The sequence below is a fragment of the Streptomyces sp. NPDC016469 genome (assembly GCF_040632905.1).
Classification (GTDB): domain Bacteria; phylum Actinomycetota; class Actinomycetes; order Streptomycetales; family Streptomycetaceae; genus Streptomyces.
The window spans coordinates 1-26,967 of record NZ_JBEYCQ010000003.1 but is presented as its reverse complement, the minus strand read 5'-3'; the positions used below and the strand labels follow the sequence as shown (position 1 = coordinate 26,967).

The 26,967-nt window shown below is 69.1% G+C and carries 26 protein-coding genes and 5 pseudogenes; 17 read left to right on the top strand and 14 right to left on the bottom strand.

The features are described 5' to 3' along the window. Positions 1 to 2: 2 nt before the first annotated feature. Positions 3 to 1,634, bottom strand: a complete 1,632-nt coding sequence (locus ABZ565_RS03685; protein WP_361020093.1) for a multicopper oxidase domain-containing protein — start codon at positions 1,632 to 1,634, stop codon at positions 3 to 5. Beyond that, positions 1,627 to 2,067 (bottom strand): hypothetical protein, encoded by a 441-nt coding sequence (locus tag ABZ565_RS03680; RefSeq protein ID WP_361020091.1) that lies wholly within the window; start codon positions 2,065 to 2,067, stop codon positions 1,627 to 1,629. Before ABZ565_RS03680 ends, ABZ565_RS03685 begins: the two co-directional genes overlap by 8 nt. 93 nt (positions 2,068 to 2,160) lie before the next feature. Between ABZ565_RS03680 and ABZ565_RS03675 the strand changes: the two genes are divergently transcribed. Continuing rightward, a complete protein-coding gene (locus tag ABZ565_RS03675; RefSeq protein ID WP_361020089.1) occupies positions 2,161 to 3,033 on the top strand; it encodes a LysR family transcriptional regulator in 873 nt (290 codons plus the stop codon). A 1,020-nt stretch (positions 3,034 to 4,053) separates the two neighbouring features. Here ABZ565_RS03675 and ABZ565_RS03670 read toward each other — a convergent pair. After that, complete coding sequence (locus ABZ565_RS03670) at positions 4,054 to 4,614, bottom strand: TetR/AcrR family transcriptional regulator (RefSeq protein ID WP_361020087.1); 561 nt, start codon at positions 4,612 to 4,614, stop codon at positions 4,054 to 4,056. A gap of 115 nt (positions 4,615 to 4,729) precedes the next feature. On the opposite strand from ABZ565_RS03670, the gene ABZ565_RS03665 reads away from it, so the two are divergent. The 4 genes and pseudogenes from ABZ565_RS03665 (at position 4,730) to ABZ565_RS03650 (ending at position 8,401) form a co-directional block, all read left to right on the top strand. Then, on the top strand, positions 4,730 to 5,416 hold the full coding sequence (locus tag ABZ565_RS03665) for an SDR family oxidoreductase (RefSeq protein ID WP_361020621.1): 687 nt from the start codon (positions 4,730 to 4,732) through the stop codon (positions 5,414 to 5,416). Positions 5,417 to 5,541: 125 nt separating this feature from the next. Beyond that, complete coding sequence (locus ABZ565_RS03660) at positions 5,542 to 6,546, top strand: NADP-dependent oxidoreductase (RefSeq protein WP_361020085.1); 1,005 nt, start codon at positions 5,542 to 5,544, stop codon at positions 6,544 to 6,546. Between the two features lie 92 nt (positions 6,547 to 6,638). Then, positions 6,639 to 6,896: pseudogene (locus ABZ565_RS03655) on the top strand (beta-galactosidase); the annotation flags it as partial. Then, a complete protein-coding gene (locus ABZ565_RS03650) occupies positions 6,848 to 8,401 on the top strand; it encodes a beta-galactosidase (RefSeq protein WP_361020083.1) in 1,554 nt (517 codons plus the stop codon). The pseudogene ABZ565_RS03655 and the gene ABZ565_RS03650, both read left to right, overlap by 49 nt. Here ABZ565_RS03650 and ABZ565_RS03645 read toward each other — a convergent pair. Further along, a complete protein-coding gene (locus ABZ565_RS03645) occupies positions 8,364 to 8,810 on the bottom strand; it encodes a DUF3370 family protein (RefSeq protein WP_361020081.1) in 447 nt (148 codons plus the stop codon). The two genes, ABZ565_RS03650 and ABZ565_RS03645, sit on opposite strands and share 38 nt — an antisense overlap. A gap of 56 nt (positions 8,811 to 8,866) precedes the next feature. Here ABZ565_RS03645 and ABZ565_RS03640 point away from each other — a divergent pair, with 56 nt between their 5' ends. Beyond that, the gene (locus ABZ565_RS03640; protein ID WP_361020079.1) at positions 8,867 to 9,130 is read left to right on the top strand and encodes a hypothetical protein; all 264 of its coding nucleotides are present in this window, start codon (positions 8,867 to 8,869) and stop codon (positions 9,128 to 9,130) included. A gap of 353 nt (positions 9,131 to 9,483) precedes the next feature. Here ABZ565_RS03640 and ABZ565_RS03635 read toward each other — a convergent pair whose 3' ends face one another. Genes ABZ565_RS03635 through ABZ565_RS03625 form a run of 3 tightly spaced genes read right to left on the bottom strand, consistent with a single transcriptional unit; the run spans position 9,484 to position 12,572 of the window. After that, positions 9,484 to 10,407, bottom strand: coding sequence for an LLM class flavin-dependent oxidoreductase (locus ABZ565_RS03635; protein WP_361020077.1), 924 nt, complete (start codon positions 10,405 to 10,407; stop codon positions 9,484 to 9,486). Between the two features lie 57 nt (positions 10,408 to 10,464). Continuing rightward, a complete protein-coding gene (locus ABZ565_RS03630; protein WP_361020075.1) occupies positions 10,465 to 11,457 on the bottom strand; it encodes an aldo/keto reductase in 993 nt (330 codons plus the stop codon). 14 nt (positions 11,458 to 11,471) lie between these two features. After that, complete coding sequence (locus ABZ565_RS03625; RefSeq protein WP_361020073.1) at positions 11,472 to 12,572, bottom strand: FAD-dependent oxidoreductase; 1,101 nt, start codon at positions 12,570 to 12,572, stop codon at positions 11,472 to 11,474. Positions 12,573 to 12,695: 123 nt separating this feature from the next. Here ABZ565_RS03625 and ABZ565_RS03620 point away from each other — a divergent pair, with 123 nt between their 5' ends. The 6 genes and pseudogenes from ABZ565_RS03620 to ABZ565_RS03595 all read left to right on the top strand — a co-directional run bounded on the left by ABZ565_RS03620 (position 12,696) and on the right by ABZ565_RS03595 (position 16,080). After that, a complete protein-coding gene (locus ABZ565_RS03620) occupies positions 12,696 to 13,286 on the top strand; it encodes a TetR/AcrR family transcriptional regulator (RefSeq protein WP_361020071.1) in 591 nt (196 codons plus the stop codon). A gap of 294 nt (positions 13,287 to 13,580) precedes the next feature. After that, positions 13,581 to 13,867 (top strand): annotated as a pseudogene (locus tag ABZ565_RS03615) (DDE-type integrase/transposase/recombinase); the annotation flags it as partial. After that, positions 13,867 to 14,396 (top strand): annotated as a pseudogene (locus ABZ565_RS03610) (NAD(P)-dependent oxidoreductase); the annotation flags it as partial. The pseudogenes ABZ565_RS03615 and ABZ565_RS03610, both read left to right, overlap by 1 nt. Before the next feature lie 165 nt (positions 14,397 to 14,561). Further along, positions 14,562 to 14,858: a hypothetical protein gene (locus tag ABZ565_RS03605; protein WP_361020069.1), complete on the top strand. Its 297-nt coding sequence runs from the start codon at positions 14,562 to 14,564 to the stop codon at positions 14,856 to 14,858. Between the two features lie 65 nt (positions 14,859 to 14,923). Continuing rightward, positions 14,924 to 15,643 (top strand): 3-keto-5-aminohexanoate cleavage protein, encoded by a 720-nt coding sequence (locus ABZ565_RS03600; RefSeq protein ID WP_361020067.1) that lies wholly within the window; start codon positions 14,924 to 14,926, stop codon positions 15,641 to 15,643. A 53-nt stretch (positions 15,644 to 15,696) separates the two neighbouring features. Next, positions 15,697 to 16,080, top strand: a complete 384-nt coding sequence (locus ABZ565_RS03595; protein WP_361020065.1) for a hypothetical protein — start codon at positions 15,697 to 15,699, stop codon at positions 16,078 to 16,080. Between the two features lie 337 nt (positions 16,081 to 16,417). Here the strand turns inward: ABZ565_RS03595 and ABZ565_RS03590 are convergent. The 4 genes and pseudogenes from ABZ565_RS03590 to ABZ565_RS03575 form a co-directional block, all read right to left on the bottom strand. Beyond that, a pseudogene (locus tag ABZ565_RS03590) lies at positions 16,418 to 17,475 on the bottom strand (ABC transporter substrate-binding protein). A gap of 40 nt (positions 17,476 to 17,515) precedes the next feature. Continuing rightward, positions 17,516 to 17,809 (bottom strand): class I SAM-dependent methyltransferase, encoded by a 294-nt coding sequence (locus ABZ565_RS03585; RefSeq protein ID WP_361020063.1) that lies wholly within the window; start codon positions 17,807 to 17,809, stop codon positions 17,516 to 17,518. A 331-nt stretch (positions 17,810 to 18,140) separates the two neighbouring features. Then, positions 18,141 to 18,284 carry a hypothetical protein gene (locus ABZ565_RS03580; protein ID WP_361020061.1) on the bottom strand — a complete coding sequence of 48 codons (144 nt, stop codon included), beginning with the start codon at positions 18,282 to 18,284 and terminating at the stop codon, positions 18,141 to 18,143. 262 nt (positions 18,285 to 18,546) lie between these two features. Beyond that, positions 18,547 to 19,341 (bottom strand): MerR family transcriptional regulator, encoded by a 795-nt coding sequence (locus tag ABZ565_RS03575; protein ID WP_361020059.1) that lies wholly within the window; start codon positions 19,339 to 19,341, stop codon positions 18,547 to 18,549. Between the two features lie 78 nt (positions 19,342 to 19,419). On the opposite strand from ABZ565_RS03575, the gene ABZ565_RS03570 reads away from it, so the two are divergent. Then, positions 19,420 to 19,782, top strand: coding sequence for a nuclear transport factor 2 family protein (locus ABZ565_RS03570; RefSeq protein ID WP_361020057.1), 363 nt, complete (start codon positions 19,420 to 19,422; stop codon positions 19,780 to 19,782). A gap of 38 nt (positions 19,783 to 19,820) precedes the next feature. Further along, positions 19,821 to 20,606, top strand: coding sequence for an SDR family oxidoreductase (locus ABZ565_RS03565; RefSeq protein ID WP_361020055.1), 786 nt, complete (start codon positions 19,821 to 19,823; stop codon positions 20,604 to 20,606). Between the two features lies 1 nt (position 20,607). On the opposite strand, the pseudogene ABZ565_RS03560 reads toward ABZ565_RS03565, so the two are convergent. The 3 genes and pseudogenes from ABZ565_RS03560 to ABZ565_RS03550 all read right to left on the bottom strand — a co-directional run. Then, positions 20,608 to 21,302 (bottom strand): annotated as a pseudogene (locus ABZ565_RS03560) (IS701 family transposase); the annotation flags it as partial. 30 nt (positions 21,303 to 21,332) lie between these two features. Next, positions 21,333 to 22,031, bottom strand: coding sequence for a response regulator (locus tag ABZ565_RS03555; protein ID WP_361020053.1), 699 nt, complete (start codon positions 22,029 to 22,031; stop codon positions 21,333 to 21,335). Beyond that, positions 22,028 to 23,626 carry a sensor histidine kinase gene (locus tag ABZ565_RS03550; RefSeq protein ID WP_361020051.1) on the bottom strand — a complete coding sequence of 533 codons (1,599 nt, stop codon included), beginning with the start codon at positions 23,624 to 23,626 and terminating at the stop codon, positions 22,028 to 22,030. Before ABZ565_RS03550 ends, ABZ565_RS03555 begins: the two co-directional genes overlap by 4 nt. A 219-nt stretch (positions 23,627 to 23,845) precedes the next feature. Here ABZ565_RS03550 and ABZ565_RS03545 point away from each other — a divergent pair, with 219 nt between their 5' ends. The 3 genes from ABZ565_RS03545 to ABZ565_RS03535 are packed head-to-tail and all read left to right on the top strand — an operon-like array spanning position 23,846 to position 26,604. Next, on the top strand, positions 23,846 to 24,661 hold the full coding sequence (locus ABZ565_RS03545; RefSeq protein WP_361020049.1) for an ABC transporter ATP-binding protein: 816 nt from the start codon (positions 23,846 to 23,848) through the stop codon (positions 24,659 to 24,661). Further along, positions 24,651 to 25,514: an ABC transporter permease gene (locus tag ABZ565_RS03540; protein WP_361020047.1), complete on the top strand. Its 864-nt coding sequence runs from the start codon at positions 24,651 to 24,653 to the stop codon at positions 25,512 to 25,514. The genes ABZ565_RS03545 and ABZ565_RS03540 overlap by 11 nt, the downstream gene beginning before the upstream one ends. A 52-nt stretch (positions 25,515 to 25,566) precedes the next feature. Further along, positions 25,567 to 26,604, top strand: a complete 1,038-nt coding sequence (locus ABZ565_RS03535) for an ABC transporter substrate-binding protein (RefSeq protein ID WP_361020045.1) — start codon at positions 25,567 to 25,569, stop codon at positions 26,602 to 26,604. Positions 26,605 to 26,967: the final 363 nt, after the last annotated feature.

Below are 26,967 nucleotides of genomic sequence, written 5' to 3'. Positions count from 1 at the left end.
GGTCAGGTGATCTCAAGGTTCGCCATCATGCCCATGTCTTCGTGTTCCGCGTTGTGGCAGTGGAAGAGATACCGGCCGCGGTAGCCGTCGAAGCGGGTGAGGATTTCGGCCGATTCGCCCGGGCGGAGCGAGATGGTGTCCTTCAGGCCCGCGTCGTGCGGCAGCGGACCGCCGCGGCCGCGGGACAGCACCTTGAAGCCGACCAGGTGCAGATGCACCGGATGGTGGACGTCGGCGACCAGGCGCCACAGCTCCACGGTGCCGAGCCGGGTGCGGACGTCCGTACGCGCGGGGTCGAAGGCCCGGCCGCCGATGAGCCAGCCGCGGCCGTGCTGCATCCGGCCGGACTTGAAGGCGAATTCGCGGACCTCGGTCGCCTGCGAGCGGCGCCACGCGGGCAGGTCGTCGGCGAGCTTCGCGGGGATGCGGCCGTCGTCCTTGCGGGCACGGCGGGCCACTCGGAAGGCCATGACCTCGCGGGTGCGGCCGCTGCCGAGGCGGTTGAGCAGGCGCACCCGGGTGCCGGGGCGTACGTTGGCGAAGTCGACGATGACGTCATAGCGTTCGGCCGGCGCCAGCGGCAGCCGGGTGTGGGTGACGGGGCGGGAGAGCAGGCCCTGGTCGGCGCCGATCTGGTGCAGGTGCAGGAGGCGGCCGTCGTCGGTGAGCGCCTCCAACTCGTAGTGTCGGGCGTTGGAGGCGTTGAGCAGCCGCAGCCGGTAGCGGGCGGCGTCGACCTCGTGCACGGGCCAGGGGGCGCCGTTGACCAGGATCACGTCGCCCAGTACCCCGGCCGCGTACCGCCCTTCCACGCCGGGCCGGGAGAGCAGGTCAGGGTCCAGGGAGGGGTAGTCCAGGGAGCCGTCCGCCGCGAACGCCCGGTCGGCGATCATCAGCGGCAGCTCGCGCTCGCCGCGCGGCAGGTCCAGGGCGTCTTCGATGTCGTCACGGATGAGGTGCATCCCGGCCAGGCCCCGCCAGATCGCCGGGGCGGTGAAGTCCATGCGGTGATCGTGGTACCAGAGCATGGTGGCGCGCTGGTCGTGCGGAAAGGTGTACTCGCGGGTGAGCTTGCTGGTCACCGCGCGGGAGTCGGACATCTGGTGCCCGTCTTGCCCACCGCCGTGCCCGCCGCTGTGGTGGTCGCCGTGGTGGTCGCCGTGCTCCGCTGCCGGGTCCGGCCAGCCCTTCGGGAGGACCAGGTCGGTGGGGTAGCCGTCGGAGGCGGCCGGGGTGTGCCCGCCGTGAAGGTGCACCACGGTCGGCACCGGCAGCTCGTTGCGGTGCCTGATGGTGACGGGCCGCCCGCGGCGCCCCTCGATCGTCGGGCCCGGGAAGCTGCCGTGGTACGTCCACAGCGTGGTGCGCACGCCGGGCAGGATCTCCGCCGACACCCGGTGCTGGCTTATCTCGTAGCGATCGGTGCCGCCGGCGGTGCTTGTCGGCTTGAGCACGGGTGGGATCGGCAGCGGCACGGTGTACGGCTTCGGCAGCGGTACGCCGCTGCGCAGCTGATTGCCGGTGGTCGCCGGGTGGTTGGCCATCGCGCCGGACAGCGCAACGCCGCCGGCCGTGGCCGCCCCCAGCGCGCTGCCGACGGCGAGCACCCGACGCCGGCTCCACTGCTCAGTCATCGAGCTCACCCGCCGACGGCACGACCCGCTCCGGCAGCGGCCGCACCCAGAGCGCGGCGGCCAGCACGGTCAGCCCGGCGATGAGCATGACGCCAAGCGGGATGTGCAGCCACAGCAGGCCCTTCATCCCCGCCAGGTACTGCACGGACTCGGCGGCCAGCAGCAGCATCGATACGGCGAAGGGCCACCAGCGGCGCATCCGCCGCGCGGCGAAGCCGGCCACGACGGCTTGCAGCAGGCCGAGCGAGAACACCGCGTCCGCCCCGCCGGCGTGCCAGTTCAGGCCGCCGATGTCCCCGGACAGATAGACGCCGGCGAAGGCCGGCTGCCCGTACGCGAGGACGGTGTGCACCGTCGCCGTGATCCGGAACACCCGGCCGTCAACACGTCTGGGCTGTTTGGTTATCGGCGGTTCTTGGAGGGTAGCGGTCATGGCTCTACGGTCATGCCTGCAGAGGTATTCCGTCAAAGATCTTTATCGCTATCCTGTTATGCCCTGGGTGCTATGAAGGGAAGGGGTGGAGACATGGACCTCCACGCGCTGCAGCAGTTCCTCGTGGTCGCGCGACTGGAGCACCTCAGCCGCGCGGCTGCCGAACTGCGGGTCGCACAGCCGTCGTTGAGCCGCACCATCGCGCGGCTGGAGGCGGAGCTCGGCGCCCCGCTGTTCGACCGGGGCGGACGGCTGCGGCTCAACCAGTCCGGCCGGCTGTTCCGCGCGCACGTCGAGCGCTCCCTGGGCGAGCTGGAGGCGGGACGGCGGGCCGTACTGGAGTCCGCCCGCGGGGAGGTCGGCGGGGTGCGGCTTGCCTCGGAGACCTTCCTGACCATCGCCGGTCCACTGGCCGCGTACAAGGCGGCCCATCCGGAAGTTGACATCGAACTCCACCAGATGTCGGCGGCGGACATGCACCGCGCCCTGCACGCCCGCGAGGTCGATCTGTGCGTCGCCTCGCAGCCGATCCCGGGAGACGGCCTCGACAGCGTCCAACTCCACGACGAGCAGGTGTGGCTGGCCGCACCGCCAGACCACCGCTACGCCGACCGCGCTTCGGTGACGGTCGCGGAGCTGGCGGACGAGCCGTTCGTCAGCTCCCGGCCGGGGCACTGGCAACGCCGCCTGCTCGACAGGCTCTTCGCCGAATGCAACCTCACCCCACGCATCGTCTGTGAAGGCGACGAGCCGGCCGCCACCGCCTTCCTGGTCAGCACCGGCATCGGCCTCACCCTCATCCCCACGGTGGCCATCACCGCCGCCGTCAGCGCACCGGTCGCCTGGATCGCCGTCGACGCTCCCAGCTGCCGCCGCACCCTCACTCTGCACCGGGCCACGAGCACCCGTCTGCCGACCGCGGCCCAGCTGATGCACACCACGCTCACCTCTTGGTCCTGGGGCTGAACTCGACTTGTTGTTCAACCTCGGCCTGAGATGACGCGATCGAGCGACTCGGTGGGCCGGCAGAGCCATGCGAACAGGGAACTGGTGACCACGGACCAGTGGATGCTGACCCTGCCCCGCTCCTTTTCCAGAAGCGGTGGTGCCTCCTCCCGGTAGATTTGGCGAAGGTATCGGCGGCAGATCGGCGCTCCGGCGATCAGCAGTACCGGTGAGGAGAACGCGTCTGGCGCGAGACCACCGCCCTCGGCGCTGAGCTGCACGCACTGCGCGAGGTCGCCGGCTGCCGCGTCGAAGCGGACGTCGCCGTCCCGCTGGACTGAAACAACCGGTGGGCGCTTGAGGCTGCACGACTGCCGCCACCCAGGAGGCGGCGGAGCTGTTCATCGAATCGGCGGGCGGGGTCCGCTGTTGCGCCAGCGAATGTAGTGCCGCCGGCACAACGCCGAACCGGGCCCTGTCGTCCACCGAGGGCAGTCCGGCAGCACACAGTCCCGCTCGCCGTGCGGCGGCGCCTCGTAGCGCGCGGCGACCAGCCACCCGTCCAGGTCCGGCGCCCCGGCCGCCTGCACAGCTCCGCGGCTGCGAGCTGCCGACCGGCGGCGTGATCGGCGTCGCCCGGCTGACCGGCTGCCATGAGGACCCGGACGGCTCTGCTGGTAGTTCCAGCTATCAGAAGTTGCGCAATGAGTGCCTTGGCGATGCCATGAACCGGCTAAGTGCGAGGTAGTCGAGCTGTGCGTCGAGAGACTGCCGGCGGTCGGGGCGCGGGCGTATCCGGGGCGGACACGACCGGCCGGCCCGGCGCCAGCGCTCACCGGCCGGGGCGGCTCGGCTCGGACCGACCCCGACTTGCGCACGGCAGGGTCCACCCATGAAACAGTCGAGTACGGACGGTCGCGCCGAGGCACCCGTAGCCGCAGCGGTTGGTAGCCGTCGGCGTCGAGCTCGATCAGCTCGTCATCGATGTCCGTCGAAGAAGCGCCCTCTTCCTGCTGGGTGCGCCCTGCGCGGTAGTTCCGGTCAGTTGGTGGCCGTCAGTGCCTCGCGTGCGGTGGTGAGGATCTCCTCGGAGAGTGGCGAGCCTTTGGTGGCCCGGGACAGGACGAGTGCACCGATCATGGTGCACAGCCGGATGAGGCCGTCCTGGTCCTCGGCGGCGAGGAAGCCGGCGAAGTCGCCCACTCCCTGGGTGTAGACGCGGCGGGCCTCGCTTTCTCCGCCGTCGCGGGCCATGTCGGTGGCGAGTGCGGCGGCGGGGCACCCGGCTGCCGCGCTGTCGCGGTGCTCGGCGGAGAGGTAGGCGTCGATCAGCGCCCGCTGGGCGGCGTCGCGCTGCCCGGCGTACTGATCGAGCCCGTCCTTGTGGTGCTGGGCGAGTTCGCCGAACGCGTGGGCGGTGGCTTCGTCGATGAGTGCCTCCTTGGAGGCGAACTGCTTGTAGAAGCCGCCGTGGGTCAGACCGGCCGCCTTCATGAGGTCGGCGACGCTGACGTGGGTCCCCTGTTCACGGAACAGGCGGGACGCTGTTTCCACGACCCGTCGGCGGTTCTCCTGCGCCTGCGCTTGCGATACGCGGCCCATCGGCCACCTCCCGATTGGATGTCGACTGGCATCTATCTTAGCCACGTGTTTAGATTGTAGTCGTAATCTAATGTGTGTGGGCCGCTTGGCGGCGGCCGTGGCGCTGGGAGTGGGCGTGGAACTGAAGGACGCGGTAGTGGTGGTCACCGGAGCCAACCGAGGGCTCGGTCGGCATCTGGCCGCCCAGCTCGTGGAACGCGGGGCCAAGGTGTACGCGGCGGCCCGTCGCCCCGAAACGGTGGACGTTCCGGGTGTCGTCCCGCTGCGGCTCGATGTGACGGACGCGGAGTCGATCCGGGCGGCGGTTCTCGTTGCCCCCGACGTGACGCTGCTGGTCAACAATGCGGGCATCTCCACCGGAACGCCCCTGGTGGCGGGCAGCCCGGACGCAGCGCGCTTGGAGATGGAGGTGAACTTCTTCGGCCCGCTCGCCGTGACGCGGGCTTTCGCCCCGGTCATCGAGTCCAACGGCGGCGGCGCCGTGCTCAACGTGCTGTCGGTCCTGTCCTGGCTGCACCCGGCCGACCTCGGCGCCTATGCCGCGGCGAAGGCCGCCGCATGGGCACTGACCGGTGCATCCCGGGAGGAACTGGCACCCCGCGGCATCACCGTCACGGCCCTGCACGTCGGATACATGGACACCGACATGGCTGCCGGCGTTCCCGCCGACCAGAAGACCGACCCCGCGGGGGTCGCCGCCCAGGCCTTGTCCGGCGTCGAGCGGGGACTGCCCGAGATCCTCGCCGACGAGACCACCCGGCGCGTGAAGCGGAGCCTGGCCGCATCGCCGAACGCAGCGTGAGGCGCGCCCGCCGTATCGGCGTGGAGCGTCATGAACCAGCAGTGAACACCAGAAAATACCTCGCACCGGGGCAGTTCGGGCGTGCGGAGATCCCGTCCCGGTGCGGACGAGACAGGAAGACGGCGATGAAGACCTACCTGATCGAGAAGTACGGCGACCGGTCCGCGGTGCGCGCCGCCGAGATGCCCGATCCGGAGCCGGGCGCCCTCGACGTGCTGATCAAGATCCATGCGGCGAGCGTCAACCCGCTGGACTTCAAGATCCGCGACGGCGACTTCAAGCTGATCCTCCCGTACCGCCTCCCTCTCGTGCTGGGCAACGACCTCGCCGGAGTGGTGGTCCAGGTCGGCTCGGCCGTCACCCGGTTCGCGGTGGGCGACGAGGTCTACGCCCGGCCCGACAAGGACCGCATCGGCACCTTCGCCGAACTCATCGCCGTCCACCAGAACGACCTGGCCCTCAAGCCGGCCACTCTCACCATGGCGGAGACCGCCTCCCTCCCCCTGGTCGCCCTCACCTCATGGCAGGCGCTGGTCGAGAGGGCACAGGTCCAGCCGGGCCAGAAGGTCCTGATCCACGCGGGCTCCGGCGGGGTGGGCACCATCGCCATCCAGCTGGCCAGGCACCTGGGCGCACACGTGGCCACCACCGCGAGCGCGGCCAACGCCGAGCTGGTCAAGGAACTCGGCGCGGACGTCGTCATCGACTACCGCACCCAGGACTTCGAGGAGGCCCTGGACGGCTACGACGTAGTGCTGGACACCCTCGGAGGCGAGACCCTGGAGAAGTCCCTGCGGGTCCTCAAGCCAGGTGGGAAGGCCATCAGTATCGCCGGGCCCCCCGACGCGGCCTTCGCCCGCGAGCTGGGCGCGAACCCGGTCCTGCGTCAGGTGATGAACGCGCTGAGCTTCAAGGCCCGGCGCCACGCCAAGCGTCAGGGGGCGATCTACTCCTTCCTGTTCATGAAGGCCGACGGCGACCAGCTGCGCGAACTCACCCGGCTCATCGACGCCGGAGAGATCCGTCCCGTCGTCGACCGCGTCTTCCCCTTCGAGCAGACCCGCGAGGCCATGGAGTACGCCGAGAAGGGCCGCGCCAAGGCCGGCAAGGTCGTCATCGCGATGACGTGAGGGCCGGCACTCGCTATCCCACCGACAGGCCCCGGACAGCAAGAGAATCCGCCTTCCACCACCCCTGCCCTCCACACCCCCAGGAACCGATCATGAGCGCACCACGCAGTTACCCCCTCCCGCCCCGTCCGCCTCCTCGTCGTGCAAGGAGTGCCGACCCGTTCCGTGGCCGTACGCGGCACCAGGTTCGTCTAGCCACGTCCCCCGCTTCACGTCGATCACCGCCGTGCCGTCCGGACACGGGGCACCCGGCGCTCGCCCATTGGCACGTGCACAACGAGTTCGGCAACCACAACGCGCTGTGCTACTGCGAGGTCAGCGCCACGGCGTTCCGCGACTGGCTCCGCGACCGCCACACCACCCTGGACGCGCTCAACGAAGCCTGGGGCACCGACTTCTGGAGCCAGCGCGCTACGGGGACTGGGAGGAGATCGACCTGCCACGGGACACCACCGCATTCAAGAACCCCGGCCAGGACCTCGACTACCGGGGGTTCTCCAGCGGTGCACTGGTCGACCGGTACCGTGCCGAGGCCGCACCGGACACCCCCGTCACCACGAACCTCCTGGGCACCCTGGAGAAGAAGGCCGACGCCCACGCGCTCGCCGCCGCGTGCGACATCGTCTCCCTCGACCACTACCTCCCCGCCCACGACGTGAACGGGCACATCGACCTGGCGCTCAACGCCGACCTGGCCCGTGGCGCGGCCGGCGGACACCCCTGGCTGCTCATGGAGCACTCGACCTCGGCCGTGAACTGGCAGCCGGTCAACGTCGCCAAGCAGCCCGGAGAGATGCGTCGCAACAGCCTCGGCCATCCGGCCCGGGGCGCCGACGCCATCATGTTCTTCCAGTGGCGCCAGTCCCGCGCCGGCGCCGAGAAGTGGCACTCCGCGATGCTTCCGCACGGGGGCACCGACACCCGCGTCAGGCGCGAGGCCGCCGCCCTCGACGCCGAACTGCACGCACTCCGCGAGGTCGCCGGCAGCCGCGTCGAAGCGGACGTCGCCGGCCTCCTGGACTGGCACAACTGGTGGGCGCTGGAGGCGGAAGCCCGCCCGTCCGACCGCATGCGCTACCTCGACCTGGTCCGCGACTGGTACGAAGCGCTGTGGCGGCTCAACATCACCTGCGACATCGTCCCCCCTGGCACCCCACTCGCCTCCTACAAGGCGCTGTTCGCCCCCAACCTCTACCTCCTGGGCGACGAGGACGCCGCCGCGCTCTCCCGGTACGTCCACACCGGAGGACACCTCGCGGTGGGCTGCTTCAGCGGCGTCGTGGACGGGCAGGACCGGGTGCACCCGGGCGACTACCTCGGTGCGCTGCACACAGTGCTCGGCCTGCGCATCGATGAATACCTTCCCCTGCGGGACGGCGTGACGGTCGATCTCAGCGACGCCTCCACCGCCACGCACTGGGCGGAGCGTGTGGAGCCGGCCGGCTGCGAAACCCTCGTCCCCTCCGCGGACGGCCCCGAAGGCGGACCCGCGCCGGGCGGGCCCGCCGTCACCCGGCACCGCCACGGCTCGGGGCCCAGTCGGTACGTCGCCACCCGCGCGTCGGCCGCCACGCTGCGGGAGCTTCTGCGCGGGCTCGCCAGGGACGCAGGACTGCGCCCGGCGGCAGAGACCCCCGAGGATGTCGAAGCCGTACGCCGCTCCGGCAGGGACGGCTCCTGGCTCTTCCTGCTCAACCACGGCACCGCACCGGTCGAAGTGCACACCGAGAGCGGCGGTGTCGTGGCGATCCCGGCAGGCGGGGCCGCCACCCTGCGCGAACCGGGCCGGGGCAGCGGCGGCCCAGGCCCGGTACTCCCTACACGCTCTCCAGCAGAAGATGCGAGCCGGCGGTGATCAGGCCGGGCACCATGAAGCGCAGGGTGACGCGCCGGCTCCCGCTGCCCGGCACGGTCAGCGTGGCCAGCTCGTCCCGGGGCACGGTGGGGCGTACGTACACGGTGCGGATCTCCTCGGCACCGCCGTCCACCGACAGGGCCATCGCGCCGTTCCAGGTGTCGCCCGGAACGTCGGTCGCGGCCGTAACGTTGGATCCGAAGGTGAGCCGGACCGTGCGCGTTCCCGCAGCGGGGTTACGGAGCTCCAGGTCCACGGTGTAACGAAGCCCGTAGTTGCCCCAGCTGCGCGCCGAGGAGTCGCTCAGCCCGGCGGTGGCCGGGGACGTCTGGTCCAGTGCCGCGACCTGGCGGACCGTGGTGTTGAGCGCGATGCCGAGGTGGTGGCCGGCGTCGGCCACGTCCACCACGGCGGTGGCCGGTTTCCCACCTCGACGCGCCGTAGACACCGGCTTCGCGCCCGTAGGTGGTGGCCGTCTGGGACACGATGTTCCCGGGTGCCGCCGCGGTGTCCGTCTGGGAGAGGTTGACGGCGGCGGTGGTGCTGCCGTCCGTGGTGACGACCATGTACGTGTACACCCCGGCGCTCGCGGTGATCTCCAGCAGGCCGTCGAGGATGGATCCGGTCATGGGCAGGCGCGCAGCCTCGACCATGCGCCCCGGTGCGACCTGGGCGGGGGAGAGGTACTGCTTGACGTTCCCGGACAGCCAGTCGGCCGAGGTGGCATAGCAGGGGCCGGTCCCGGCGCGGGCGGCCGGGTCCTGCACCAGGGGCTTGTCCGCGTTGGTCCATGCGGCGCCGCGCGCGGAAACGGTGACCGGAGCGGCACCCGGGTTGGAGACCAGCACGTGCAGCCGGGCCGCCTTCCCCGTGCTGTTCTGGTGGTACAGGTACAGCGGAAAGGTGCCCGACCCGCGTTGCCCTGAACCTGAAGGCCCTCGATGCTTCTGCTGATAGTGGCTCCGGGCGCGGACGTCGGTCTGCCAGCCAGACATCCGGATCTTGGTCGAAAACCCATCTACCAGGGGATCCGCTGCCTGGTGTGTCAGCGGTCGTCGGGTCGTCGGTCATAGGGCGGTCGACTACGTGGTGAGCGGAGCTTCTTTCGCAACGGCCTCGCGTACCGCCGGGACGATCTCGGTGGCCCACCGGGCAACGGCGGCAGCGTCAGGTGTTCCGCCGCGGGGTGAGAAGAGGGTGAAGCCTGCCGCGCCGTGGTGCAGCACGGCGCCGGTGAGTTCGTCGGCCCATTGGCCGGCGTTGCCGCCGATCCAGCGGCCGTCGCCGTCGCGGGTGGCCGGTAGCGGACGATCGGTGATGTGGCCGGGCAGGTTGAAGACCGTGCGGATCTCGCGTGGATCGCGGCCAGCGGCTACCGCGGCTTCGTCGATGACGGGCCGCGAGGTGCGGTAGCGGTCGCTGAGCCAGTCGGCGGCGTGGCCGGGGATCCAGCCGTCGGCGACCCGGCCGGTGGCGGCCAGGGATTTGCGGCCGACGGAGCCGGTCCAAACCAGGGGTGCGGCCACCGGGGCCGGTTCGATCGCCTGCACCTGGTAGTGGCGGCCTTGGTAGGTGACCGGTGGGCCGCCGCCGGACAGCTTCTTGACCAGGGTGATGGCCTCTTCGAACGCGATCACGGCCTCGCCCGGTGTAAGGCGTGGCACCCCCATGTCGGCGATGCGGTCCCACAGTCCGCCGGCGCCCATGCCGAGCACGATGCGGCCGCCGGTGAGCGCCGACAACGTCGTCATCGTGCGCGCGAGCATGGCGGGTGGCCGGGTCGGCAGGTTGGTGACGTTGGCGAAGCCCGCGATGTGCTGGGTGCGGCCGAGGACGAATCCGAGGGTGGCGTAGGCATCCAAGCGCGCGCCGAGATACGGGTGGTCGGACAGGGAGAAGTGGTCGAGTCCGTCGCGGTCGGCCTGCTGCGTCATGCGCAACAGCTCCGGCGTGTCATCAATGACGCTGTGGGCGCCGAAGCCGAAGACGACTAGCGGTATGGACATGCTCTGCCTTCCTTCGATGTTGCGGTACTGCTCGTCGATACGGCGGTGACGGGGCGGTCACCAAGCGTATGCCTCGGGCGCGGGCCTGGCCCCGTTCGGCGCGGGAGGCGGGAAGATCCGGTCGAGCTCGGCCAGAGTGTCGTCGTCGAGGGTGAGCTGCAGGGCCCGCAGCGCACCGTCGAGCTGCTCGACGGTGCGCGGGCCGATGATCGGCCCGGTCACGCCGTCCTGGGCGAGCAGCCATGCCAGCCCGACGTGGGCGGGCTGTTCGCCGATGGCGGCGCACAACTTCTCGTATGCCTCGATCGCGTCGCGGTGTTCCGCGAGGGCGACCGCCGAGCGCCCCGTACTGCCGCGGGCGGCGCCGCCGGCCCTCAGCTTGCTCAGGACGCCGGCGAGCACGCCGCCGTTCAGCGGCCCCCACGGGATCACGCCGGTGCCATAGTGGCGTGCCGCCGGCAGCACCTCCAGCTCGGCCCATCGGGTCATGAGGTTGTATCGGGACTGCTCGGAGACCAGCCCCAGGAAGTGCCGGTCGCGTGCCGCTTCCTGGGCCTGCGCGAGGTGCCAGCCGGCGAAGTTGGAGGAGCCGAAGTAGAGCACCTTGCCCTGCTGGCGCAGGACGGCGAACGCCTCGAAGATCTCCTCCCACGGTGTGCTGCGGTCGATGTGGTGCATCTGGAGCAGGTCGATGTGGTCGGTGCGCAGCCGTTGGAGGGAGGCGTCGGCGGCCCGTCGGATGTTTAGTGCGGACAGGTGGCTCTCGTTGGGCCACTCGCCGGTCGGCAGGTAGACCTTGGTCGCCAGCACGGTCCTCTCGCGCCGGCCGCCACCCGCGGCGAACCACCGGCCGATGATCTCTTCGGTGGGCTCCTCACCCGGTCTGGTGCCGTAGACATTGGCGGTGTCGACGAAGTTGATGCCGTGCTCGTGCGCACGGTCCATGATCGCGTGGCTGGCGGCTTCGGAGGTTTCCGTCCCGAAGTTCATGGTGCCGAGGACCAGCCGGGAGACGATCAGGCCGCTGCGGCCGAGATGGGTGTATTGCATGTCCGGCAGCTCCTTCAGGCGGCGGTGGGGCCGAACTGGCCGGTGAAGCGGGCGGTGAACAGGTCCGCACCCTTGTATTCGGCGACCACGGCGGCCGGGGCGACGAACGGACCCTCGGGAGCGGGCAGCTGGCCGACGCCGCCGTCCGGGCCGAGCGGAAGCAGGATCATCGGGTGCGGCAGCGGCTGGTACGTGGCCGTGGGGCGCTCGCCGCCGAGTTGTGCGGTGATGTTCTTCGCGACCACCTCGGCGTGCTGCATGGCATAGCCGGCCATCTTGGCCTCGTCGACGTCGGTGATGTCTCCGACCGCGTAGACGTGATCGTGCCCGCGGATGTGGAGGAACTCGGTCACCGGCACCCGGCCCTCGGGGGTAAGGGGCGTGAGGTTGCCGTCGGCGAGGTAATCACTGTTGACGGCAGTGCCGTAGGCGCGAAACCAGATGTCGGCGGTGAGCGCCTCGCCGTCGGCAGTGGTCACGGTGAAGGTCTCCGCTCGCCCGGACACCGGGTCCGGCAGCGCCCTCAGACCGGTGCCGAGGCGCATTTCGATCCCTCGTGCGGCGAGCTGTCCGCGTAGGTCATCGACGACCTCGGGCTGGAAGCCGGGAAGCAATTCGGTGGCGGGGTCGGCGATGATCACGTGCTTGTCCGGCCAGACCTCCTTGATCTCGCCGGCCAGCTCCAGGCCGACCGGGCCGGCGCCGAGGATCAGCACCCGCTCCGCCGGGAGCAGCTCCTTGTGCGTCCGGCGCAGATCGTCCAGCATCTCGGCGACCGAGTCGGAGACGGGCTTGGCCGGGTAGGCGTAACTGGAGCCGGTTGCCAGGACGATGTAGTCGGCCGCGAGCCGCTCGCCGGAGGCCAGAGTGACACCGCCGGGGTCGACGGAGGCTGCGCGGTCACGTATCACCCGCCCCTTCGGCAGCAGGGTCTCGAAGGGGAAGAACATGTTGGGCGCCCAGTTGGGCTGTGCCAACGCCCGCAGCGAGCCCGCTGCGTTGACGAACGCCTCCCGGGGATCGATGAGAACGACATCGGCCTCGGCCTCCAGCGCCTTGGCGACCGCGGCACCCCCGTAACCTCCGCCGACTACGGCGACCGTACGACTGCTCATGTTGTGACACTCCTTGACCGCAGGATAAAACGTAACGTTACGTTTCGCTTGTCGAGACAGTACGGACGGCCTACGGAGATGTCAAAACTGAACGTTACGTTTCAGGTGGGTAGGGTGGACCTCATGACCGATCGAACCCAAAGTCCGCACAAGCGTCAGGGGCCGCGCTCCCGCGACGCGATCCTGCAAGCTGCCAGCGAGCTGTGCCGGGAGCAGGGCTATGCGGCCGTGACGATGGAGACGATCGCGGTTCGGGCCAAGGTTGGTAAGCCCACCCTGTACCGGTGGTGGCCCTCCAAGGGAGCCGTCTTCCTCGACGTACTGCTCGAGCAGGTTGTGGAGCCCGCGGTCGAGCTACCCGACACCGGGGACATCGTCCACGATCTGCGCTCCTGGATCCGTGGCTTTGCCGACCTTTTCGACGACCTTCACGCGCGCCAGCTGCTCACCGGCGTGCTCGGTGCCGCCCAGACCGACGCCGAACTCGCCACCATGCTCCGCGAGCGCATCCAGCGTCCCCTCCAGGCCGGCAACAGACAGCGGATTTCCGCAGCCCAAGTGGCAGGGGACCTTCCCGCCATGGACCCGGTGCTCCTCGAGGAACTCCTCATCTCCCCGCCCTGGTACCGGCTCCTGGTCTCCGGCGAGTCCTTCACCCACGCATACGCTGACAGCCTTGTGGACGCCGTCCTCGGCCATCCCCAAGGCGCTTGACTGCCGCTGGAGCCGACGCGGGCACGCGCACTCAAGAACGCCCGCCTCGTCCGGACTTGCTCCACAACCACGTCACCCACCTCGGCGGCGAGCAACTACTCGCCCGGATCCGCGAAGCCGCATGTGAGGGCCCATGCCCCCCATGACCTTCTTCGTAGCCCCGCAACGGGGTTACCGGCCTTCGGAGTTGGCATGACTACCTCCCCTTGTCGAGTGAATGGCCCGGGGGGCACCAGCTCCGAAGGTACTGACAGACCTTTGATTAGGGGCATGACCACCGGCCTTCCCCAGTGCAGGGGCCGGGGCAAGAACGTCAAGGCCGGCCCGCCGCTCCATGATGGCCGGGTCCGCCGCGACTTCACCGTTGCCAGCCCGAACCGGCTGTGGCTCACCGACATCACCGAGCACGCGGCCGGCGAGGGCAAGCTGTACTTGTGCGCCGTCAAGGACATCTACTCGAACCGCATCGTGGGCTATTCCACCGACGCCGAATGAAGTCCGGCCTTGCCGTCAGAGCCCTGGAATCCGCCATCGCCCGTCGTGGACAGGTTGGCGGATGCATCGTTCATTCCGACCGCGGGCGGTCGCATCGAACACCCTGATCGTCGTTTGTCTGTTGGACGACAGCTCGGTCGACGATGTGCCGGCCAGCATCGGCCTGGCCGTCCGGGACCTGGTGAACGTGACCACAAGCACCCCTGCTCGGGCCCGCGCGCGTGCGGGGTGGGCCCGCGAGCGTGGGACCCGCTAATTGGACGGCGGAATCATGGCCGTCCCTCCGATGATCGGCGTCCCTGAAGCCGGCGGCTACGTCTTTTGCAGCGGCTCGCGGGAATTGTTCGAGCGGCCCAGGGGCCCTGGTAGTCCCGGTCGGCGCTACCTATGCAGGTGAGGACGCGGGGCTTCGCGGCCTTGCGCGACGTGGCCCCGCTCAGCGCCATGTGCGGGATGTTCGCCGGTGCCGCGCACGCTTTCACTCTGATCCGCAAGGAGGACCTCGACCCCGCGGTGTTCGCCCCGCTGCTTGCCGACTGGCTTGTCGGGATGGCCCCGGCAGTGCACCAGACCGCCGACCAGCCGCGGAGCGGCGACTACACCAGGGGCGTCGTCTGAACTCCACGACGTCGTCACGTGCGCGTGGCCTGGTCGCGCGATCATGCCGGCTGACCTGTTGGTCGAGATCGCCGGAACGCAACCACGGCGCGCAGGGAGAGGCCGGCCGCCCGTTTGCCCCGTGCACCGATAACCGCGGCGCTTGGGGGTACGCGAGTGCCCATGGCACCGAAGAAGAGCGACCGCATCGAGTTCCTGCGGGCCCTGCGGCAGCTGCACCGCGCCCGCTACGTCTACACCGTGGGCACCTTGCTGTGGGCGGCCTCCGTCGCCTGGACCGGCCGGCAGGCCCCCGGAAGCCGTCAGATGTGGGTGTCCGCCCTTCTTCTGACCGTTTTCGCCGGTCTCCTCATCACCGCCGCCGTGTCCCTGCGGCGCCTCGCGGCTCGCTCCCCGTACCAGCCCGCCCACCACGCAGCCTCGCACAAGACGTCGCATCCGCGCCGGGCGCACGCCTGAAGCCCGACGAGGGCAATCCGCGGCTCCGTCCCAGAAGCTGGCCCGCCACCCGCCATCATGGCGGCATGCTCCAGGTCTGCCTCAACGGTTCTCGCAGCCGCGCCGAGTGTCCGCATCTCCCCGTGAAGGCCGCCGAAATGGCGGTGTCGGCCCGTGAGGCCGTCGCCGCGGGTGCGGTGGACATCCATCTGCACCCCAAGGGCCCAAACGGGCAGGACACGTTGGAAGCGACTGCTGTCGCCGCTGCGGTGAGTGCGGTGCGGGCCGCGGTGCCGGGCATTCCAATCGGGGTCACCACAGGTGCGTGGGCGGTTCCGGATCCGTACGTACGTGTCGCACAGGTGAGGTCCTGGACCGTGCTCCCGGACCACGCCTCGGTGAACTGGCACGAAGACGGCGCCGACGAGGTCGCCCAGGCGTTGCTGGACCGGGGGATAGGCGTCGAAGCCGGCGTCTACTCCGGCACCGACGCCGCCGAACGCTTTCTGGGATGGTCCGGAGCCCGTCGGGTCCTGCGCGTCCTGGCCGAGGTCACCGAAACCACCCCGCGGGAGGCCCTCCGTGCTGCGGCCGGGCTGTTGGAGGAACTCCGGACGTCAGCCGCACCAACTCTCCTGCACGGCGAGGACGCCGCCGCCTGGCCCGTCCTGCGACTCGCGGCGTCGCGCGGCCTGCAAGCCCGTATCGGACTGGAAGATGTCCTCCACCTCCGCAACGGCGAAGCGGCGGCCGACAACGCGTCCCTCGTCCGCGAGGCGCACGGGATCATCCACGACGGTGCCTGACCCCACGCATCGGCAGGGAGCGGAAGCAGGCCCGCATCAGGCAGACTACGGACATGCAGCTTCCCGCCCGGGCCCTTGACGAGACCGTGCTGATCGAGGTCGTGCGGCTCTCCGGCCTCCCCGTCGGGCGGGACGGGCCGTACCTCGGCGCGGTGGTCGCCCTCTGGTCGGGGAGCGAGGCCACCGCCGCCCTGTCCCTGATGGCGAGCCTGCCCGGCAGCGAACAGCACCGCTGCGGGTTCGCGCCCGGCTGGAGTGTCCGGGCGTACGACGAGCACCTGGCCCCGGTCCTGTTCGAGGCGGCGTTCTGCTTCACGTGTCACGAGGTCCGCATGCGAGGTACGGCTGTGCCGCCCGCCATGGCCGCGCAGTACTTCGCCCCGAGCGCACCTCCCGCCCTGACGCTCCTGTCACTCTTCCGTCGAGCGAACGGATAGCCGACCAGGGCGAACCGGAGTTTCTCCGCCAAGCAACCCGGCTGTCACTGCCGCGAGTTGACGTCCTTCACACCGAAGCGCGTCTCACGTCCGAGTTCTCCGGTTCCGGCCTGCGACGTACATTCACCACGTCAGGGCGTCCGCGCATGCGCGCGTCCGTGCGTGGCGAGCGCGTCTCGATGGTCTGGTAGAGCATGTTCGGGGCGGAAGAGGGGGAAACGGCAGCCGGCCTGGGAGGCGATCGCCCACCGGGCGACGAGCAAGGAGAACGGGGAGACGAGCGAGCCTGCCGCAGTGCCCCCGGCGCGGCAGGCTCGTGGCGTCATTCTCCACGCGGTCAGCTCGCCTTCTGCGTGAATGCGCTCGGATACGTCTTCTGCAGGTCAATTGTCGTGTTCCTCAGGTTCGGGTTGAAGGATTTCAGGACCCGCCGCACTGTCGCTGGCGCGTCGGCCGGCATCATGCCGTCCTTCGTGAACATGGGCAGGGTGCTCTCGATCGCCTTGGCGTAAAGGCCGTCGCCGCCTTGTGCGTAGTCGCCCGGCATGTGAGCGGCGATCTCCTTGGCGCTGTGCGAGGACGTCCACTTCAGCGTCCGCACGAAGGCGGTGGTGAGTTCCTGGATGGTGTCCTTGTGCGAGTTCACCCAGTCGGTGTTCATATAGAGACTCGATGACGGATACAGGCCGCCGAGCGCATCCTTGGAGCCCTCGGGAGTGCGCATGGCGACGAGCACCTTGCCGAGTTTCTTGTCGAGGATGTGTGCGACGGTCGGGTCGGTGGTCATGCCGCCGTCGATGGAGCCCTGCTGCAGCGCGGAGATGAAGGCCTGTCCCGCACCGACCGCGACATTGCTGAACTCGTCCGTGGACACTCCGTCGTGAACGCCGAGGTACTTGGTGAGGAAGTCGGTCGAGGAGCCGAGTCCGGTGACCCCGAGCTTTTTGTCGGCGAAGTCCTTCGGGGATGTCAGGCCGCCGGCCGCCTTGTTGGACACGATCTCGACCTCGCCGGGAGTCTGGGCGAGCTGGACCACGGACTCGACCTGCTTGCCCTTGGTCTGGAGGTCGAGGGTGTGGTCGTAGAAACCGACGACGCCTTGTACGTTCCCGGCGACGAGGGAGGTGGTGGCGTCGATACCGGCGGGCTCGCTGAGGAGTTCGCCCTTGACGCCCTCGTCCTTGAAGCACCGAGGCGCTGGGAGAGCATCGCGGGCAGGTAGATGACCTTGTCGATACCGCCCACCATGATGTTGACCTTGGGCCCCTTCCCTCCCGAGGACCCGCCGTCGGCGGCGTGGGAGGAGACCTGGTCGGCGCAGCCGCTGAGGGCGGCGAGCGCGGCCAGGGCCTCGGCGGCGGTGCTGAGAGTGGCTGCCGGGGTGCGACGGGACATGTGCTGCTCCTGACGGCGGTACGTGTGGGGTCGGAAGGATCTAGTGGTCTTCATCGGCGGCGGGCTTCCAGCGGAACAGCTTGCGTTCGAGGAAGGTGAGCAGGCCCTCGGAGAAGGCCAGACGTCCACCTGGGCGGAGCGCGCCGGCAGCGGCCGGGAGCAGCGTGCCGGGGTCGGTGAAGTCCACTGCTCCGAAGGTGCTGTAGAGCACGTCGTGGGTGGCGGGGTGGGCGTCGAGGTGGGGGATCACGTCCCGGTGGACGAGGCGCAGGCGTGGGGAGAGCGTGCCGTACATAGCGGTGGCCAGGTAGTGCTGTGCGGGGGAGGCGTCCACCGCACCAATCCGCTGCGGGCGTGGTGTGGGGCCAGGTGGGGGGCGTGGCGGGCGGCGCCGGGGCCGAGGTCGGCCAGTGTCTGACCGGTGAGGGCGCCCAGGATTTCCGGGCCGGGGCCTTCGGCCCGGCTCCAGGACCAGCAGAAGGCGGGGGGACGGCGTGGTCGTGTTCGGCGCGGACACGGCCGTAGTGGTGCCTAGGTCGGTAGTCGTCACCTGGATCAAGCTGGCGGCGCCACAGGCGGGCTGCTGGCAGCTCGGGGGAACGTCACCCGGGCGTGCCTCCGGGGCCCGAACCGCGGGTGGGGCCCCAGAGGGTGTTATGCGAATGTCAGTGCGAGTCGTTGCCCGGGTGGCAGGGACCGCGGGTGCTGGGGTTCTCCCACAGAGACAGGTCCACCTCCCAGCCGGCGCGGGCGACGAGGTGGGCGGTCTTCATGACCGACCCGTCGTTCTTCGTCTCGGCCAGCGGCACGTGTTGCAGGAAGTGCCTCCGTTGTACTTGGCGCACAGTTCGGCGTAGGCGACGGTGTCGAGGATGATCGTGTGGACGCCGACGTCCACGACGCTGCTCGGGGCGAGCCCCAGGCCTGCGCCTCGGTGGCGCATCACGGTCAACAACGGGAATACCTCTTTCCGTGCAGCCAACAGGACCTAGAAGAGTCCAATCGTTGCAGTTCAGGAGCGCTCTCTGCTTATTTGATCAAGCCTCGGTGCTCCGCACCGCACTGACCGCCTCAGGTGACACGGAAGACCGGCCAGCCGATCTCGGTGCGCCACGCAGCGGGATCGCTCGTGTCACGGGGGCCGACAACGTAGACCTCCCGCACCGGCCCGGCCACCGACATCGCGTTCTCCACCACCCAGGTCCCGAGTTCGCCGTACGTGACCTCGATGCCGTCGTGCTCGCCGACATGGGTGGTGACCGCAAGTTCCGCGGCCGGAAGCCTCACGGGGTGCACGCGTCCGGTGCGAGGTGGCGCAGCGGACGGCAGGTAGACGAGCGCGTGACCGCGCTCCTGCTCGAAGAGGGCGTTGTCGTAGCTGCCGCCCGGCGGTCCGGTCACGTCGCCGGCGACGGCCGCCTCCAATTCCGCCATCGCGCCTGCGTACCAGGTCTCGATGTCGCGATGCCCGACTACGGCCTCCACCGCCGCGACCGTCCGTGCGGGCTCCGCACGTAGCTCGACGTCGATGGGCGCGGGGTCGGGCCGGAGGAGGCGGCGCAGCGACACGACTGCGGCCCGGGTGCGGTCGAGCGCATCCTCGAGGCGTTGCAAGTGCTCCGCGACCAGCGCCGCCCGGACACCAGGGTCGGGGGTTCGCAGGATCTGCTGCACATCGCTCAGGGGGACGTCGAGCTCGCGGAGCCGGTGGATGACCTGCGCGGTCGGGATTTGATCGACGCCGTAGTAGCGGTAACCCGTGGTCTCATCCACCACGGCAGGTTCCAGCAGGGCCGCCTCGTGATACCGGCGCAGGGTCCGCACGCTCAAGTGGGTCATCCGCGAGAACTCGCCAATGGTCAGCATCCCCCTATTCTGAACGTTCCCCCTGGGGGAGAGTCCACGGCTTGACCCTCCCGTGCCGCGAGGTCACACGGTGGGCTCATGACACAGCACACCGATCTTCCCTCCGATCTGCTCCCGACCGCCGTGCGTCAGTTCTTGGTCGCCCACATCGTCCGCGATGCCGACACCGCCTCGTCGTTCCTCGCCGAGGATGCGGTGATCGTCGACCAGGACGAGACCTTCCGCGGCCGGGAGGAGACCTACGTGTTTCTACGGGACGCCGGGTCCGAGTTCGCATACACGACCGAGCAGATCGGCGCTCACCGCGTCGATGACACCCACTGGGTGGTAACCGTGCGGCTCGAAGGCACCTTCCCGGGAGGCGTCGCCGAGCTCGACTACCGGTTCGCGCTGCGGGACGACCTCATCACCGAACTCGTCATCGCCAACCACCCGGCCTGACCGGACCCGCACCACCTCAATCTTCAGTGGAGAGAAAAATGTCGAGTTCATATCGCGATCGTCTCGACGGTCGCCGGGCGCTGGTCACGGGCGGTTCGAAGGGCTCGGGCAAGGCCGTCGTAGAGAGACTGCGAGAGATGGGTGCCGACGTGTGGACCACGGCACGCACTATGCCCGGCGGTTACGAGCGCCCCGACCGGTTCATCGAGGCGGACACTTCCGCGGTGGGCGGTGCAGAGGTTGTGGTGTCCAAGATCTCTGAGGGAGGTGCGCTGGACATCCTGGTGCACGTTGTCGGAGGATCGTCAACCCCGCCTGGCGGATTCGCTGCAGCGACTGAGAAGCACTGGCTGGCGGAGCTCAACCTGAACTTCTTGGGAGCTGTCCGACTGGATCGAGCACTGCTGCCGGCAATGGTGGAGGCGGGATCAGGAGTGGTTGTCCACGTCACGTCGATCCAGCGTCAGATGCCTTTGCACGACGCGACGTTGCCGTACGCGTCAGCGAAGGGTGCCCTGCGTACGTACAGCAAGGGTCTCGCGAACGAACTGGCCCCACGAGGCGTGCGGGTAAACGCCGTCAGCCCCGGGGGGATTCAGACCGGAGCGTATGCGGGCTTCATCGACCAGCTTGCCAAGGGCAACGGACTGACCCGCGAAGAGGCGGAGCAGAGCCTGATGGATTCCCTCGGAGGGGTTCCAGTCGGAAGGTTCGCAACGACGGAAGAGGTCGCGGACCTGGTCGGCTTCCTCGTGTCGGACCGAGCCTCATCCATTGTGGGTGCGGAGTACGTCATCGACGGCGGCACCGTTCCCACCGTCTGACCAGGCACCGGTTCCGAGCCAGGGTCTTGTGGCGGTGCCAGCCGGGGTAGCGGCGGACCTGGTAGTCGGCCAGGCCGCATTCCTGTTTCGCGGTCTGGAAGCATTCCTGGACCGCCCAACGGCTTCCGGCGACACGGATCAGCTGGTCGAGGGTGGTGCCGGCGGGGCAGTAGGCGATGTAGTAGGAGGTCTCCTCAGGCCGGCTCACACTGCGGCGGGCGATCACCCAGTGCCGCCGAGCCTCCCGGTGCCAGGGTCGGACCTCGACTCTCGCCCAGTCGAACACCCGCGGTCCGTGCGAGCCGTTCCCGCGGGAACGGCGCTTCCACTTCTGCCTCGGCAGATCGTGGAAGAGGTCGTGGACCGGATGGTCGATGGCCCAGCGGGTGACGACGGTGTCGTGCCGGGTGGTGCCATGACGTGGAAGACGTCTGCCCGCTCGAGCTCGGTCCGCCAGCTCTTGGAGTAGCCGTAGCCGGCGTCCGCGGTCACCCACCCGAACGGGATCTTCTCCTCGAACGCCCGGCGGACCATCGCCCTGGCCATGGCGACCTTGGTCTCGAAGACGACCATGTGGTCGATGCCCGCCCGCCGGCACCGCTCCCGGGCATCCGTCCACGACACCGGGAGGTAGAGACGCCGGTCGATGAGAGTGCGGCCGCGGCTGGGTGCATAGGCGAGGAAGACCCGGACCTGGCAGCGAGCCTGCGCGGCACCATCCGCCGCTCAGCCCGCCTTCACCCACGCATATCGATGTTCGGGCCGGCCGGTGTCGCCGTACTTGAGACTGAGGCTGACATGGCCCGCCCCTTCCAAATACTTGAGGTATCGCTGGGCGGTGGAACGGCTCAGGCCGGACCGGGCTGCGACCTCGTACGCGGAAAGCGGCTCGCCGGCCGCAGCCAGGACACGGCGGACCACATCCGCTGTAGGCCCCGAGTGGCCCTTGGGCAGAGCAGCCGAAGGTCCGGGATCCCCAGTACGCAGCGCGGCGAATATCTGGTCTACCTGCTCCTGTCCCGCCTCGCCCCAACCGCCGCTGACACCTTCCAGGGTGCGGCGCAGGGCCGCGTAACTCTCCAGCTTCGCCCGCAGGCCGGTGAAGCTGAACGGTTTGACCAGGTACTGCAAGGCGCCGTACCGCATTGCGGTCCGCACGGTCGACACATCCCGGGCCGCGGTCACCATGATCACGTCGGCCGGGTGACCGCTCTGGCGCAGCCGCCGCACCAGGGTCAGTCCGGTCTCGTCGGGAAGATAGTGATCGAGAAGGACCAGATCGACGCGTACGCGCTCCAGGAAGGCCAGCGCCTGTGCCGCGGTGTGCGCACGCGAGACGACGCGGAAGCCGGGAACCCTGGCCACGTACTCGGCGTTGATCTCGGCGACACGGAAGTCGTCATCCACGACCAGGACATCGATCATCGCAACTCTCCCACTCCGGTCGGCGGCCGGACGCCGAGTGCCTCGGGCAGAATGACGGTGAAGACCGCGCCACCGCCCGGCCTGGCCGTTACGCGGGCCGCGCCACCATAGCGTTCGGCCAGACGGCGTACCAGTGCCAGCCCCAGTCCGCGGCCGCGGTGCGCGGGGGACTCCTTGGTGGACCAGCCCTGCGTGAAGATGTGCTCGCGCATCCCGGGGGGTATCCCTGGCCCGTTGTCACTCACCCGCAGGACGGCGGTGGTCCCCTCGGCGAGCAGTTCGACCTCGATGAGCGAGGCGATGTCCAGAGCGTTGTCTATGAGGTTGCCGAGGACCGTCACCAGATCGCGCGGGTCCATCACCACGTCCGGGAGCCGGGTGGCCGGAGAGACGCGCAGGGAGGCGCCCCGCTCGGCCGCGACGGCCGACTTGCCTACCAGCAGCGCTGCCAGCAGGGGGTCGTTGACGCGTTCGGCGACCTGCTCAGCCGACGCACGGTGGCCGCTGGTCACCTCAGCGACGAACTCCACCGCGGCGTCGTGCCTGCCGAGTTCGAGCAGCCCGAGCAAGGTGTGCAGCCGGTTGGCGTGCTCATGGTCCTGGGCGCGCAGCGCGTCCAAGAGGCCGCGCGTGGAGTCCAGTTCGCGGCCGAGGAGTTCCAACTCGGTGCGGTCGCGCAGCGTGACGACGGCTCCGCCGTCACCGGTCGGCATGCGGTTGGTGATCAGCACGCGCCCATTGCAGACAGTCAGCAGGTCGGCTCCCTCGACCCGTCCCGCCAGCACATCTGGTGTCCGTCCGGGCGCCAGGACCTCCTCGAGCGCCCGCCCGACGGCATCCTGGCTCAGCTCCAGCAGCCGCCGTGCCTCGTCGTTGAGCAACCGGATTCGGCCCCGTGCGTCGAGGGCCAGGACGGCCTCGCGGATGCTGTGCAGCATGGCCTCTCGCTCGTCCAGCAACGCGGAGATATCGGCGAACGCGAGCCCGTGCGTGCTGCGCTGCAGCCGCCGTGAGACGGCCAGGGCAGCCAGTACACCCACGGCGAGCGCCAGACCGGAGTAGACGAGCAGGCCGGGGATGGCCCCGAGGAGCCGCTCATGGACGCTGCCGTAGGCGATGCCGACCGAGACCGCGCCCACGATGGCCCCGTTCTCGTCACGCAAGGGGACTTTCGCACGTGCTGAGCGCCCCAGAGTTCCGTTGTCGATCTGCATGATCTCCCGGCCGCCCAGAGCCGTACTGGGATCGGTCGAGACGTGGCGGCTGATCTGCGCGGTGTCGGTGTGGGACCAGCGCACTCCGCGGGTGTCCATCACGACGATGTAAAGCGCCCCGGTGGCCCGTCGGATCCGCTCCGCCTCGGCCTGTACGGGACCGGAGGGGCTGGGTTGCGTGCTCTTCAGGTCGCGCACCAGGCCGGGTTCGACGGAGGTGGTCTCGGCGATGGCCAGCGCCTGATGCATCGCCTGGTCGTCGAGCTGGTGGCTCAGGGGCGCGAGGAAGAGTCCGGTGATTAGCGTGATCACGCCGGTGGTGATCGCCACCTGGATGAGCAGTACCCGGGCGAAGACACGGCGGGGCCAGTTGATCCGCATGTACGTCGACCTCTGCCTTCCACCGAACGGGAACCTGGTGCTCCGTTTCGTCCTTGTGTGAACGCAACGTAAGCGTCATCGGCGCCGCGGACCAGGCTTTGTGTCGCATTCGTTGTGGCAGCGCGGGCAAAACGAGCAGAACCACGGGTTATGGGCAGAAGCAGGAGTTGTGAGCGCAAGGGTGCCCGGGTTCGTGCGCCGCGCCTAGCGTCCCGCCCCATGAACAGCGATACGAGTCCCGCTATCGAGCTGCGGGGAGCGAGCAAAGCTTTCCGGACTCCTTCGGGGACGCTTCACACCGCCGTACGGGATCTGGATCTCACGATCGGGCGCGGCGAGTTCGTCGCTGTGGTCGGCCCCACCGGATGCGGCAAATCGACCACTCTCACCCTGGTCAGCGGTCTGGAAGAGCCTACGGAGGGTGAGGTGCTCGTCGGTGGCGCGCCGGTGCGTGGCATCGGCGACAAGGTCGGCTTCGTCTTCCAGCACGACGCTGTCTTTCCCTGGCGGACCGTGCTGTCCAACGTGATGGCGGGGCCCCGCTTCCGTGGTGTGCAGAAGATCGAGGCGAAGGAGCGGGCCAGGGAATGGCTCGCCCGGGTCGGTCTTTCCTCTTTCGAGGACCGTTATCCCCACCAGCTGTCCGGCGGCCAGCGCAAGCGGGTCGCCCTCGCCGCCACCTTCGTCAACGACCCCGAGATCCTGCTCATGGACGAGCCCTTCTCCGCGCTCGACGTGCAGACCAGGGCCCTGATGTCGGACGAACTGCTGGAACTGTGGGCCGGCACCGGCTCCTCCGTCGTCTTCGTCACCCACGACCTGGAGGAGTCCATCGCGCTGGCCGACAAGGTGGTGGTCATGACCGCCGGACCGGCCACGGTCAAGGAGGTCTTCGAGATCGATCTGCCCCGCCCTCGCAAGGTCGAGCAAGTGCGTCTGGAACCCCGGTTCATCGAGATCTACCGGGAGATCTGGTCCTCGCTCGGCGAAGAGGTCCGCATCACCCGCGAGAGGGGTGCTCACCATGCCGCCTGAGACCATCACCGCGAACACCGTCGTGACCAAGACCGACCGTACCCGGGCCCGCGCACGGGCCGCCCGGAACCGGAAGTACCTGGTGCTCGGGAGCCGGGTCGCGGTGCTCATCGCGGTCGTCGGATTGTGGGAGTGGATGGCCCGAACCGCGGTCATCGACCCGTTCAACTTCTCGATGCCGTCGAAGATCTGGGAACAGATCCGCACCTGGGTCGTCGACGGCACCGCCCAGGGCTCCCTCTGGGAACAGGTCTGGTACACGCTCTACGAGGCGCTGCTCGGCTGGGTCATCGGTGTGATCGCCGGTGTACTGCTCGGAATCGCACTGGGCCGCGTCCGGTTCGCCGCCGACGTCCTCGGCCCGTACATCAAGGTGCTGAACGCCCTGCCCCGTATCGTGCTCGCTCCGATCTTTCTCATCTGGTTCGGCCTCGGGCCGGCCTCGAAGGTCGCCTCCGCGGTCGTCCTCGTGTTCTTCCCCGTGTTCTTCAACGCCTTCCAGGGGGCCAGGGAGGTCGATCGCAACCTCGTCGCGAATTCCCGCATCCTGGGAGCCAGCAACCGGCAGGTCACCCTTCAGGTGGTCATCCCCTCTGCCACGTCGTGGATCTTCACCAGCCTGCACGTGAGCTTCGGCTTCGCGCTCATCGGCGCCATCGTCGGTGAGTACATCGGTGCCACCAAGGGGCTTGGACTGCTGGTCGCCGCCTCTCAAGGCACGTTCAATGCCGCGGGTGTCTACGCCGCGATGGTCATTCTCGCGATCGTCGCGCTGCTCGCCGAAGGTCTGCTGACCTTCCTGGAAAAGCGGCTCTTCCGCTGGAAGCCGGCCGACGCCGACACCACCCGCTGATACCGGCCGCACACCCTACGCCCGCCTCTTCCCCGCAAGGAACGTGAATCACATGCGCACACCCACCCGGATATCGGCCGTCGCGGTCGCAGGGGCACTCGCCCTGACGACCCTCACCGCATGCGGCGACGATTCCACCTCGGCTTCCGGCAGCAAGGACGACAAAGTCAAGATCATGGTCGGGGGCCTGGACAAGGTCATCTACCTGCCGGCGATGCTCACCGAGCGGCTCGGCTACTTCAAGGAAGAGGGGGTATCGGTCCAGCTTCTCACCGAGCCCGCCGGTGTCCAGGCCGAGACGGCCCTGGTCTCCGGCGACGTCCAGGGCACAATCGGTTTCTACGACCACACCCTCGACCTTCAGGTGAAGGGCAAACAGGTCGAGTCGGTCGTCCAGTTCTCCCAGGCGCCCGGTGAAGTCGAGATCGTCTCCAACAAGGCGGCCGGCGACATGAAGTCGGCAAAGGACTTCAAAGGCAAGAAACTCGGCGTGACCGGCATCGGCTCCTCGACCGACTTCCTGACGAAGTACCTCGCCGTGCACAACGGTGTGAACACCAGCGAATTCACGCCCGTGGCCGTAGGAGCGGGGCAGACCTTTATCTCCGCCCTCCAGCAGGGGTCCATCCAGGGCGGCATGACCACGGACCCGACCGTCGCCACCATCCTGGACAAGAAGCTCGGCAAGATCCTCATCGACATGCGGACCCCCGAGGGATCCAAGCAGGCGCTCGGCGGGCTCTACCCGTCATCCAGCCTCTATATGCAGACCGAGTGGGTCAGCAACCACAAGGCAACCGTCCAGAAGCTGGCCAACGCCTTCGTCAGAACGCTGAAGTGGATGTCCACGCACAGCGCCGACGAGATCGCCGCGAAGATGCCCGCCGACTACGCCCAGGGCGGTGGAAAGGCGCTCTACGCACAGGCCATCAAGAGCACCCTGCCCATGTTCACGAAGGACGGTGTCATGCCCGCGGACGGCCCCGCCACCGTCGAGCGCGTGTTGAAGGCATTCAACCCCAACCTGAAGAACGCGAAGGTGGACCTCGCCAGGACGTACACCACGGAGTTCGTCAAGAAGGCGAACTGACCCAAGACATTGACGACACCTGTACGCCCCGACCGCGGAGCCCCGGCCCGAGCGACTCGTCACGTCCTGCGAGTCTTTTGAGGCCGGGCTTCGTGGCTCGCTTTCCGGCCCGCGCTTCCCGTTCGGAGGCTGGCGTCCGCAGCAGGAGGCGCACCCCGGAAGCCTTGCCGCCGGCAGCTGCCACACAGTCCCACCACGGCCACCGGATCCGACGGCCGAGCACCCCGACGGCGCTCTGGCCGCGCTCCGGCCCGCCGGCGTCCGGCCGCTAGACGTTGTCCCGTAAATGATCTATGGCGTGCTGGTTGGCCAGCGTTGTTTCCTGGTCAGCCGGCGAGGGTGAGGTTGTGGAGGCGTGTGATG